Source organism: Pelomonas sp. KK5 (assembly GCF_001984095.1).
Taxonomy (GTDB): Bacteria; Pseudomonadota; Gammaproteobacteria; order Burkholderiales; family Burkholderiaceae_C; genus KK5.
The window spans coordinates 1-12,835 of sequence record NZ_LYVQ01000190.1; the positions used below are offsets into that span (position 1 = coordinate 1).

1 protein-coding gene is annotated in these 12,835 nt (G+C 68.0%); it reads right to left on the reverse strand.

What is annotated here, in order from left to right; genetic code table 11:
* Positions 1 to 12,835 (reverse strand): right-handed parallel beta-helix repeat-containing protein (locus B0W88_RS23675; RefSeq protein WP_083749014.1); only part of this gene is annotated, 12,835 nt, incomplete at both ends.

Sequence of the window (12,835 nt, forward strand, 5' to 3'; positions counted from 1 at the left end):
CGCTCAGCACATCGCCGTCCGGGTCGCTGTCGTTGCTCAGCAGCCCCGGCGCGGCGATGTCCAGCACCTGGCCGGCGTGGACCGCGTAGCTGTCGTCGGTGGCCACCGGCGCCTGGTTGCTCTTCGTCACGGCCACGTTCAGCGGCGTCGCGGCGAAGCTGCCGTCCTCGTTGGTGGCCGAGACCTGCACCGCGAAGCTGCCCGCCGCCGCGTAGCTGTGCGAGGCGGTGGTGGCCGTGCCGGCGAGCGTGCTCTGCTGGCCGTCGCCCCAGTCGATCACCCACTGGCTGATCGTGTCCTGGCCGGGGTCGGTGGCGCTGAAGGTGATCGCATAGGGCTGGCCGGTCTGGGCCGTGGCCGCGCCGCTGACGGCCAGCGTCGGCGCCACGTCCTGCACGTCCGCATCGAAGCTCAGGCTGGCCTTGCCGCCCGCGCCGTCGTCGGCCTGCACGGTGAAGGACACCGTGGCGTTGCCGTCCTTGGCCAGCCAGCTCAGCACGCCGGTATCGGCATCGAGCGTGGCGCCGGCCGGGCCGTTCAGCAGCGTCCACTGGACCGGGTTCGGGCCGTCGGCATCGCTGGCATGCAGCGTCAGCGTCAAGACCTGACCCTCGTCCACCGACTGCCGCGCCACCGGCGTGATCACCGGCGCGTGGTTCACCGCGACGACGGTGATGCTGACCGTCGCATTGGCGGACTTGCCGCCCGCATCGGTCACCTTGAACACGAAGCTGTCGGCGCCGCTGTAGTCGTCGGCGGAGGTGTAGCGCACGATGCCCGTGGCCGGGTCCACCGCACCCAGCGTGCCGTGGGCCGGGCCGCTGACCAGGCTGTAGACCAGCGCGCTGCCTTCCGGATCGGAGCCGCTGAGCTGGATGTCCTTGGGCTGGCCCTCGCTGGCCGTGACGCTCTGCGCGTTGGCCACCGGCGGGTCGTTGAACTCCATGTGCAGCGTCAGCGTGCTCGGCGCATGGGCGCCGTCCTCGTCGGTCGGCGAGACCTTGACCGTGTAGTCGCCGTCCTGGCCGTCCGCATAGGTGTGGGTCAGGCTCTTCGGGTTGCCGTTGACGGTCTCGACGTTGCCGTCGCCCCAGTCCACCAGCAGCGAGCTGATCGTGTCCTGGCCCGGGTCCGTCACCGTGTAGGTGAAGGTGTAGGCCTGGCCGGCCACGCCCTTGCCGCTGTTGGGCGTGGTGAAGGCCAGCGTCGGCGCCACGTCCTGCACCAGGATCTTGAAGCTCAGGTCGGCATAGGCGTTCGGGCTGCCGCCGTCGCTGACGCGCACCAGCACGTCGAAGCTGCTCGGTCCGTCGGCCGGGGTCCATGTGAACAGGCCGGTGGCGGCATCCAGCGTGGAACCGGCCGGGCCGCTGAGCAGGGTCCAGGTCTTGCCCGGGCCGTCGGCGTCGGTGGCCGTCAGCTGCACGGTGATCGTGCTGCCTTCGTTGACCGTCTGGTCGGCCACCGGCGTGACCACCGGCGCGGCGTTGACGTGCAGCACGTTGAGCGTGAAGGTCGCGGTGTTGGAGTTCTTGGCATTGCCGTTGCTGCCATCGGGATCGCCGCGGTCCTTGGCGCGCCAGGTGAAGCTGTCGCTGCCCACATAGCCGGCATTGGCCGTGTAGACCCAGGCGCCGCCGGCGCCTTGCGTGACCGTGCCGTGGGCCGGGCCGGTGACCAGCTCGAAGGTCAGGTTCGCCCGCGCGGTCTCGTCATCGCTGGCCGACAGCAGCAGGCTCACCGAGCCGCCCTCGTTGAGCGAGGCGCTCTGGTCCACCGCCACCGGGGCGGCGTTGACAGGATTCACCGTGATGCTGACCGTGGCCGAGGAGACGCCGGTCTTGCCGTCGTCCACCTTGAACACGAAGCTGTCCGTGCCGTTGAAGCCGGCGTCGGGCGTGTAGGTCAGCTGGTGCGTGTTCGGGTCCAGCGCCGACAGCGTACCGTGCTGTACGTCGGTCGGGATCGTGTAGGTCAGCACGTCGCCGTCGGCATCGGTCGCCGCCAGCGTGATCGTCAGCGAGCCGTTCTCGTTGACGCTGACCGTCATCGGATTGGCCACCGGCGCATGGTTGGCGCTGCGGTCGATCGTGAAGGTGCGGATGTAGTCGCCGCCCGGGGTGCCGTTGCCGTCACCGTCCAGCGGGTTGCCGGCGGTGTCGAAGATGGCCTTGGTGCCGGACAGGGTCAGCCGGTACTTGCCATCGGCCAGGATGCCGTTGAAGTTCAGCGTCAGGCTGGTCTCGGGGAAGCTGTAGAACGGGGTCAGCTTGATCAGCTGGTCGTCGCCGGTGTCGAAGATGCCGTCGGCGCCGGCGCCGCGCAGCTCGTAGTTGGCCGGGCTGCGGGCGGAGACGCCGTTGAGCGCCTCGTCGAAGTTGACCTGGATGCTGCTGAAGGCCGCCGCGGTGCTGCCGCCGTTGGGCGGGAGCTGGGTGATCGTCGTGACCTTCGGGCCGGTGGTGTCGCCCGAGTTGCCCTGGAACTCGTAGGCGCCGATGTCGTAGTAGACCAGGCCCGGCGTCGGCGTCCACAGCAGCGAGTTCGCGCTGGCGAGCGACGACTGCCCGTCGTAGCTGGACAGCACGTAGCTGACGCCGTTGCCGGCCGACAGGCCCACCGTGGGCGTCAGGCCGGTGTTGCCGGCGCCGTAGTCGAAGCGGACCTGGCCGTTCGAGAACAGCGTCAGCGAGGCGTTGACGTCGGTGTTGGTGCCCTGCAGCTTGGCCTGCCAGCGGATCGTGTAGCTGGTGGCCGTGGAGCTGGTGAAGATGTCCTTGCCGGCGGGGCCGGTGTCCAGGTCGTCCCACAGCACGGCGATGCGGACGTTGCGCAGCAGCACGTCGGTGCTGTTGTTGTTGCCGGTGTAGGGCGAGTCCGGGCCGGCGAACTGGATGAAGCCGTTGACGTTGATCCAGAGCTGCGTGTAGGTCTGGCCGTAGAAGCTGAAGGCGAAGGGCAGCGTGATCTGCGTCGCGTAGTCGCTGGTGCGGAAGTTCAGCGCCGTGCCGCCGCTGGTGAACAGGCTCGAGCCCTGGTCGGCCGGGACGAACAGATCCCAGCCCTGGCCCTTGTTGGTGCTGGCCGGGTCGTCGCGGCGGTCGCGGCCTTCCAGGTCCTTGGGCGGGGCCTGGTAGGCATTGGCCGCGTCGATGGCCGGCGAGAAGGCCGAGAGCTCGAAGTTGTCGTCGCTGCCGTTGCCGGTGGACAGGCCCTGCTCGCCGAGGATGTTGTCGGCGCCGTCGATGTCGATGAACTTCGGATCGCCGGTGACCGACTTGGCATCCTGGCCCGAAGCCGTCTGCCAGCCGGCCAGCGTGGCCTGCGTGGCGCCCTGCCAGATGCCGATGAAGGCATTGGCGGCCGGGCCGCGGTAGAGCAGGTTGTTGTTGCTGACGAAGCGCGTGGCACTGCCCGCATCCACCGACATGCCGTAGCCGGCCTGCACGTCCACGATGTTGTTGATGAAGACGACGTCGCTGGCGCCGCCGGTCAGCCGCACGCCCTCGCCCACCAGCTGCAGGATGGTGTTGTTGAAGAAGCCGTCGCCGTCGCCCACCGTGTGGCCGCCGGTGACCTTCACGCCGATATTGCTGTTGGCGTAGATCACGTTGTTGATCACGCGGCTGTAGCCGTTCTCGGCCAGGCCCACCGAGTTGCTGTAGATCTTGTTGCCCTCGATCAGCACCTGGTAGGCGTTGATGCCGGTGGTGTTGGCGTACACCGAGTTGTTCTTCAGCCAGCCGCCCTGGCTCACGTCGAAGCCGGTGCCGTTGTGGTGGACGATGTTGGCCTCGAAGTACGGGTTCGAGTAGACCGCGTAGAAGCCGGTGCCGGCCTGGTTGTAGACCTCGTTGCCCTTCACCACCACGCCGCTGTCGGCATAGAAGTAGCCGCCGTACTGCGAGTTGTCATGGATCTTGTTGTTGCTGACGGTGTTGGCGGTGCTGCTGGTGGTGTTGGTGTAGTCCACCTCCACGCCGACGCGGTTGTTGCGGATGTCGTTGCCGTCCAGCAGGTTGTTGTTGCCGTACTCCTGGTAGTAGCCGCGGTTGCCGTTGTTGCGCAGGATGTTGTTGCTGAAGGTGTTGTTGTCGTTCAGCTGGCCGATCCAGATGCCGTCCTGCGTGGCGGCGTGGATCTCGTCGTTGGCGAGCACATTGCCGTCGCTGTCGGCATTGGTGCCGAAGACGACGCCGTACTGGCCGCCGGTGATGGCCAGGTTCTTCAGCGTCACGTTGTCGGCGCCGGCGAACTGCACCGTGTAGGCACCGCTGTAGCTGGTGTTGGCGCGGTCCAGCGTCGCGGTGTGGCCCAGGCCCGTCGGGCCCTGGATGGTCACGCCGGAGTCCTCGGCCAGCAGCACCAGGTTGGTGTACTGCGTGTAGCTGCCGGTGTCCACGTAGACGATGTCGCCCGGGTTCAGGTCGTAGGCGCGCAGCAGCGCGGTCAGGCTGGCCATCGGGTGGGCCGCGTCCTTGCCGCTGTTGGCGTTGTTGCCCGGCGCCGTCGTGTACTCGTCGCCGGTCGATGAACCGTCGTTGACGTAGAAGACGCTGCCACCGTTGGCGATCAGGAAGGGCTCATCCGAGGTGTCGCTGGCCACCGTCGTGCCGTCGCCGGCATGGGCCACCGCGCGGATCAGCGCGGTGTTCCCGCCGGTCGCCTGGTCGGGCGTCCAGGTGTAGCTGCCGTTGCCGAAGCGGTCCATCTTCAGCCCGGTCGCCAGGGTCTGCCAGGTGGCGCCGTTGTCCAGGCTGGTCTGCAGGTCCACGCTGGCCTGCGGGTCGCCGCCGGGCACCACGCGCAGGATCTCGATGCCGCTGATCTCGGCGCCCCAGCCGCTGTTCTTGGTGATCAGGTCGAGGTCGATGCCGTTCCCGCCGCTGGCCACGACGTTGAACTCCTTGACCACCGCCTTGCGGTAGGCGCCTGCCTCGGCGCGGATGTCGAAGTTGGCCTGCACCACCGTGCCGTTGAGCACGATGTCGATCTTGCGGTAGCCGGGCTGGGTGTAAATGTAGTCGTCGGCGAAGTGCAGGCGCACGACGTACTGGCCGTCATCCACCGGCAGGTCCCAGGACAGGCCCTGGCCCACCGTGCCGTTGGCGTAGACATAGCTCTGGTAGACCGATTGCGGCGCCGGGTTGGTGACGCCGCTGACGTCCACCGGGTCGGTGTAGCTGCCGTAGCTGTAGCCCTGGGTCTGGTAGGCGTTGCGCACCCAGTTGCCGAGCGTGCCGCCGGCCACCGGGCCGGTGTTGCCGGCGTTGATCAAGAGGGCCGGTTCGGTGCCGATCAGGCCGGCGGTGTGCCAGCTGATCGTCGTGGGCGTGCCCACCTCGAGCTTGGCGTAGCTGTCCGGGCCGTTGACCTGGATCAGCGGCGCCGGGCTCTGCGTGGCCTCGGGCGTGTTGCCGTAGGCGCCCTGGTCGATGCGGGCGCCGTTGTTGACCGGCTCCATCACATAGGTCAGCGTCGGGTCGCCGCCGTCCACGCCGGGGCTGCCGGCCGCGAGATGGAAGTCGTCGTCCGCGCCGGCATCGCCGACGATCTGCTGGATCTTGACCGCGTCGGCAATGATCTTGCCGTAGCTGCCCTGATCGCTGATGCGCACGGTCAGCGTGTCGCCGGTGACGACCACCGTCACCAGGTCGCGCCACTTGGCGCCGTTGGCCGTGTAGTCGCTGGGCAGCGTGTTCTGGCCGACGCGGAAGTTGCGCGTCAGGTTGCCGGTGGTGGCCAGGCCGTCGTAGACGCTGAACAGCGTGTTGCTGGCGGCGCCGTTGGTGTCGTTCCAGCTCGCGGCGATCACGTAGGTGCCGGCCGTCAGTCCGGTGAAGGTGTAGGTGGCGTAGTTGGCGCCGCTGCCGGTGACGTAGCCGCTGGCCTCGCGCCGGTCGTTCTGGAAGCCGCTGGTGCCGGTGGTGACCGTGGTCCAGCTGCCGGTGAAGGCCACGCCGATGTCGCCGTCGTCGAGGATCCTGGCGGCGCCGATCGGCGCCGTGGACCAGCCGCTCAGGTCGTCCGCCCCATCGGCGTCCGCGAAGTTCGCGTTGCCGATCTGGCTGTGCACGTCGTTGCCGGTCTCGAAGCGCCAGTTCAGCAGCGTGTCGAAGTCATGGCCCTGCCAGTTGATGAAGATCGGCGCGGTGGCGCTGTCCTGGTTGCCGGCGAAGAGGTTGTAGTCGCTGTAGTAACCATTCTGGGAATTGGACGGAACGACGATGTTCTGCGCATCGACGGTGGCGAAGATGTTGTCGACGATGCGCACGTTGGCCGCATTGGCCTGCACGTCGATCGCGCGGCCGCCGGTCTGGCGGATCGTGTTGTTGACGATGCCCTGGGTGTCGTCGCCGCTGTAGGTGCCGCTGACGCGGATCGCGTTGGTGTTGTCCCACAGCAGGTTGTTGCGGAACATCGAGTAGCCGGTGACCGAGGCGCCCAGCGCGTTGTCGTACAGGCGCAGGCCGAAAGCGGTCGCGTTGTAGACGCTGACGCCCAGCGTGCTGCCGTACACCGTGTTGGCGCCCAGCGTGGCGCTGGAGACGTCGATGCCGGTGTTGCTGCCCCAGATGGTGTTGCCGGTGAAGGTGCCCGAGGTGGAGTACACCGCCAGGCCGCGGTCGCTGGCGGCCCAGATCAGGTTGTCCTCGGCCGAGCCGTTGTACTGGACCTGGATGCCGACGTTGACGTCGTGCACCTGGTTGCCGCGGATCATCGTCTCGTCGCCGGCCACGGCGCTGCTGCCGATCGAGTAGGTGGAGATGCCGGCGCCCTGGTTGTAGACCTCGTTGCCGCTGATCACCAGGCGCAGCGTGTACTGGTTGTAGATGCCGGTGCCGCCGTTGTCGTGCACCAGGTTGCCGGTGACGCGGCCGTCGGCCACGTTCTGGCCGATATAGATGCCGCCGCTGGTGTTGCCGTACACCTCGTTGCCGATCAGCTGGAAGCCGTGGGAGCCGGAGCTGTCGCCGACCACCAGGCCGTACTGGCCGCCGGTCAGCTTCAGGTTCTGGATCGTCACGCCGGTGGCGCCGGAGAGCTGCAGCGGGTACTGGCCGCCGTTGGTGTTGTTGCGGTCCAGGATCGAGGCACCCACGGTGGCGCCGACCACCTTGACGCCCGAGTCCTGGGCGCCGATGACCACGTTGGTGATCAGCGTGTAGTGGCCGGTGTCCACGTAGACGGTGTCGCCCGGGTTCAGGTCGTAGGCGCGCAGCAGCGCGGTCAGGCTGGCCATCGGGTGGGCCGCGTCCTTGCCGCTGTTGGCGTTGTCGCCGATGGCGGTGGTGTACTCGTCGCCGGCGGTGGAACCGTCGTTGACGTAGTAGGCGGTGCCGCCGTTGGCGATCAGGAAGGGCTCGTCCGAGGTGTCGCTGGCTACCACATGGCCGTCGCCGGCATGGGCGATCACGCGGATCAGCGCGGTGTTGGCGGCCGTCGCCTGCTCCGGCGTCCACTGGTAGCTGCCGTTGCCGAAGCGGTCCATCGCGAGGCCGCTGGCCAGCGTGGTCCAGGTCAGGCCGTTGTCGAGGCTGGTCTGCAGGTCCACGGTGGCCGCGGCGTCGCCGGCCGGCACCTGGCGCAGGATCTCGATGCCGCTGATCTCGGCGCCCCAGCCGCTGGTCTTGGTGATCAGGTCAAGGTCGATGCCCTGCCCGCCGCTGGCGGTGACGGTGTACTCCTTGACCACCGCCTTGTGCGAGGCGCCGGTGGTGGCGCGGATGTCGAAGTTGCTCTGCACCACGGTGCCGTTCAACTTGATGTCGAACTGGCGGTAGCCCGGCTGGGTGTAGATGTAGTCGTCGGCGAAGTGCAGGCGCACGGTGTAGGTGCCGTCGTCCACCGGCAGCTGCCAGGACAGGCCCTGGCCCACCGTGCCGTTGGCGTACGAGAAGCTCTGGTACACCGCCTGCGGCGCCGGGTTGGTGACGCCGCTGACGTCCACCGCGTCGGTGTAGCTGCTGTTGCCGTAGCTCGCCGTCATGTAGCCGTTGCGCAGCCAGTTGCCCTGGGCGCCGCCGGCCACCGGGCCGCCGTTGCCGGCATTGAGCAGCAGGGTCGGCTCGGTGGGGATCAGGCCGGCGGTGTGCCAGCTGATGGTCGCGGGCGTGCCCACCTCCAGCTTGGCGAAGCCGGCCGGACCGATCACCTGCACCATCGGCGCCGGGCTCTGGGTGGCGCCCGGCGTGTTGCCGTAGGCGCCCTGGTCCACGCGGGCGCCGTTGTTGACCGGCTCCTGCACATAGCTCTGCGCCGGGTCGCCGCCGTCCACGCCGGCGCTGCCGGGCTGCAGGTGGAAGTCGTCGTCCGCGCCGGCATCGCCGACGATGCGCTGGATCTTCACCGCGTCCGCGATGATCTTGCCGTAGCTGCCGGCATCGCTGATGCGCAGGGTCAGCGTGTCGCCGGTGACGACGACGGTGACCAGGTCGCGCCACTTGGCGCCGTTCTGCGTGTAGTCGTTGGGCAGCGAGTACTGCTGGACGCGGAAGTTGCGCGTCAGGTCGTCCGCGGTGGCGCTGCCGTCGTAGACGCTGAACAGCGTGTTGCCGGCCGAGCCGTTGGTCTCGTTCCAGCTGGCCGCGATCACGTAGGTGCCCGCGGTGAGGCCGGTGAAGGTGTAGGTGGCGTAGTTGGCGCCGGTGCCGGTGACGTAGCCGCTGGCCTCGCGCCGGTCGCCCTGGTAGCCGCCGGTGCCGGTGGTGACCGTGGTCCAGCTGCCGGTGAACACGACGCCGGCATCGCCGTCGTCGAGGATCTTCGCCGCGCCGATCGCCTGGGAGGCATAACCGCTCAGGTCATCGGCGCCGTTGGCATCGACGAAGCTGGCCTCGGCGATGCGGCTGTTGACGTCGAAGCCGGTCTCGTAGACCCAGTCCGGCCGGCTGGTGAAGTCGCGGCCTTCCCAGTTGAACAGCACGGTGCCGGCCGCCTGGCCGAACAGGTTGTAGTCGCTCTGGAAGCCGCCTTCGGAATTGTTCGTGACGATGACGCCGGTGGCGCCGCCGCGCAGGTCGATGATGTTGGACGCCAGGTGCGCGTTGGAGGCGTTCTGCACCCGGATCGCGGTGCCGCCGGTCTGGACGATGGTGTTGTTGATGAAGCCGTGGGTCTCGTCGGCGTTGTAGCCGCTCTGCATCACCACGCCGTTGGTGTTGTCGTAGAGGATGTTGTTGCGGAACAGCGTGTAGCCGTTGATCGAGGCGCCCAGCGTGTTGTCGTAGCTGCGGTTGCCCTCGGCCAGCAGGTTGTAGGTGGTCAGGCCCGTGCTGTTGGCGTAGACGATGTTGTTGCGCAGCGTGGTGCTGGAACCGTCGATGCCGGTGCTGCTGCCCCAGACGGTGTTGCCCGTCGCCAGCGTGATCGAGTAGGCCCCGATGCCGCGGTCGCTGGCGCCCCAGACGGTGTTGTTCAGGATCTGGCCGTTGTACTGGGCCTGGATGCCGACGCTCACGTCGTGCACCCGGTTGCCGGTGATCATCGGCTCGTCGCCCGCCACCGGGTTGCTGCCGATCGAGTAGGTGGAGATGCCGGTGCCCTGGTTGTAGACCTGGTTGCCGCTGATCTCCAGGCGCAGCGTGTACTGGCCGTAGATGCCGTTGCCGCCGTTGTCGTGGACGAGGTTGCCGGTGATGGTGCCGTCCTGCACGTTCTGGCCGACGTAGATACCGCCGGCGCTGTTGCCGGTGACTTCGCTGTTGCTGATGGTGAAGCGGTGGGCGCCGCTGTTGTCGCCCACCACCAGGCCGTACTGGCCGCCGCTGAGCACCAGGTGGTCCAGCGTGACATCGGTGGCATTGCTGCCAAGCTGGAGCGCGTACTGGCCGCTGTTGGTGTTGCCGCGGTTGAGCACCGATGCATGGGTCAGCGCGCCGCGGATCAGCACGCCACTGTCCTGCGCGTCGACCAGCAGGTTGGTGCTGAGGTTGTAGACGCCGGCGTCGATCAGGATGATGTCGCCGGGCTTGAAGTCGTAGGCATTGAGCAGCGCCTGCAGCGAGGCCTTGGGCTTGTCGGCGCTGCGGCCGTCGTTGGCGTCGTCGCCGATCGCGGTGGCGTATTCGTCGCCGACCAGCGAGCCGTCGTTGACGTAGAAGATCGAGGTGGTCGCGGCCAGGCGGAACTTGGCGTCGGACACGTCGAACACCGCCGGCTGCGCCACCGAGCTGACCCGCAGCAGGTAGTTGCCGCCGGCGAACTGGCCGGCCGTGGGCGTCCAGGCATAGCTGCCGGTGTTGTCCACGTTGGCGGCCACGCTGAGCCAGTTCGTGCCGTCCAGGCTGATATCGATATTGACCTTGCCGGTGAAGCCGTCGGAGCGCCAGGTCACGGTCGTGGTCTCGCCCTCGGCCACCGTCTCGCCGCCGTTGGGCGACATCACGCGCACATAGACGGCCGGGCTCAGCGAGGCCAGCCGCGTGTTGCCGTCGGAGCCGATGTTGACGTAGCCGCCGCGCGGGGCGGGCTCCTGGTCGAAGGGCTGGTCGAGCGCGCCGCGGTCGATCCCGGGGGAGTCCTGCGCGTCGTTGGTCAGCGTGCCGTTCAGCAGCATCGGCAGGCCGTTCGCGCCGATCACCGGCGCCAGCGAGGCGCCGTGGAAGCTGCCGTGGGTGCTCTTCAGGTGGAAGTCGTCGTCCGTCGTGCCCAGCGTCCCGTCGGCGCCAAGCAGGTTGACGAACAGCGGGTCGGTGAACTGGCTGTTCGCATCGCCGAAGCTGGCCTGCTGCCAGGCCGTCAGCGTGCCGCGCTGCGTGCCCTGCCAGATGCCCACCGCGCCCTGGAAGATGTTGTAGTCGGAGACGAAGCCGACCTGCGAGTCGCTGGCCACGTTCAGGCCGACGCCGCCGCCGGCCGCCACCCAGATGATGTTGTCGATGAAGCGCGCGCTGGAGGCGCTGCCGTAAAGCTGGATCGCATCGCCGGCCGTCTGGTAGACGGTGTTGCCGATGAACTGCGGGCTGCTGCCCTGGAACTGCGCGCCGACCGAGCGGTTGGCGTAGATCAGGTTGGAGCGCACCACCGCATTGCCGTAGGCGTAGAAGCCCACGTCGTTGCCGTAGATGGTGTTGCCGGTGACCGTGCCGTAGGGCGCGTAGATGCCGTAGCCGGCGTTGTTGTAGACCCGGTTCTCGGCCGAGGTCGAGTTGTAGGCGTACAGGCCGTTGACGTTGCCGAAGATCACGTTGAGCCGCGCTTCGCCGCTGCTGATCGAGATGCCGTAGCTGCCGTTGCCGGTGTTGCCCGAGGCCACGTTGCCGGCCACCAGCACATTGCCGCTGAAGCTGGCGCCGCCGTTGGCATTGCCGATGAAGCGGTTGCCCAGGTTCAGGCTCAGGTCGGTGCTGCCCACCAGCGCCTGCGTGCTGCTGCTGACCGGCATGTTCAGGCCGGTGTTGCCGTTGCCCTGGAAGGTGCTGCTCTGGATGCGGGTGGCGCCGCTGTAGTAGAGGTAGGCGCCGAAGCGCGAGTTGGCACTGAAGGTGCTACCGGTGATGAAGCCGAGGCTGCCGCTTTCCCAGTAGAGGCCGTCGGTGCGGTTGTTGCTGCTGACCAGCTGGTCGATGCCGCCCAGCGTGCCGTAGCCGACCAGGCCGGTGCCGCCGTTGTCGTGCATGTACAGGCCGGTCCAGGTCGCCAGCGGCGAGGTGGTGTTGGCGTTGATGCCCTCGTAGACCATGCCGTAGGCCTCGATGTCGTCGAGGTCCAGGGCCTCCGTGCCGCCGTAGGTCAGCAGGCCCCGCTGCGCATCGCGCAGCTGCAGGTGGGAGATCGAGACGAAGTCGGTGTCCGACATGTCCAGCAGCGCCCAGGTCCGCTCGTTCGGCACGATCGGGAACAGCGAGGCCACATGGCCCTCGCCGGTCGGGCCGGTCATCACGAAGCCCTCGTCGATGCCGTAGCCGCGCGAGGCGGTGCCCGACAGCGTCAGCGATTCGAACTGCGGATAGTTGCCGGTGTCCACGTAGAGCGTGGCGCCGGCCTGCAGGTCGTAGGCGCGGAACAGGTTGGCGATATAGGGCTTGGGCGCATCCGGCGTCTTGCCGGTGTTGCGGTTGTTGCCCACGGCCGTCGTGTACTCGTCGCCGGCGGTGGAGCCGTCGTTGACGTAGTAGGTGGCGCCGTCCTCGGGCACGGTGAACGGTTCCTGGCTGCGGTCCAGCACCGCCGCGTTGTTGACCAGCGAGACCTGGATGCGCAGGCCCTGGGTGCCGAAGTCGATGCCGCTGTTGCCCGGGATCCAGGTGTACTGGCCGGAGTCGGGCGTGGCGCCCACGACCGTCGCCACCCACTTGGGTCCGTCGGCCGTGTCGCGGTAGACGTCGATGCGCACCGGCGAGTCGTCGGTGTTGCCGAAGGTCTCCCAGGTGATGTTCAGCGGCTTGAACTTTTCCCAGTCGAGGTAGAAGTCCGGCGAGCGCAGCTCGATGCGGGCGGCGTTGTTGGCCACCGGCAGATCCTTGACGGTGTCGCCGTAGGCGCCGATGTCGGGCGCCGCGTTCTCGCTGAGCTTGTAGAGGAAGGCCTGGTCGAAGTAGCCGTCGGCATTGCCGCCGGTGACCCGGTTGGTGCGGAACACGTACTCGACCGAGCGCGTGCCGTAGGGGATCGCCGAGCGCTGGCCGATCAGTTCCCAGCGGCTGATGTCGCCGCTGGCGTTGGCCGTCGCGGTGGCGATCGCATTGCCGCCGGCGTCGCGGAAGGTCAGCTGAACCTGGGCGTTATCGACCGGCGATTCGTTGCCCAGCCGCACCCGGCCGCCGAACAGCAGCTGGATGTCCTGGCTGTCCGCCTCGGCCGCGGTGATGCCCAGCTGGGCCAGCGTGAAGGT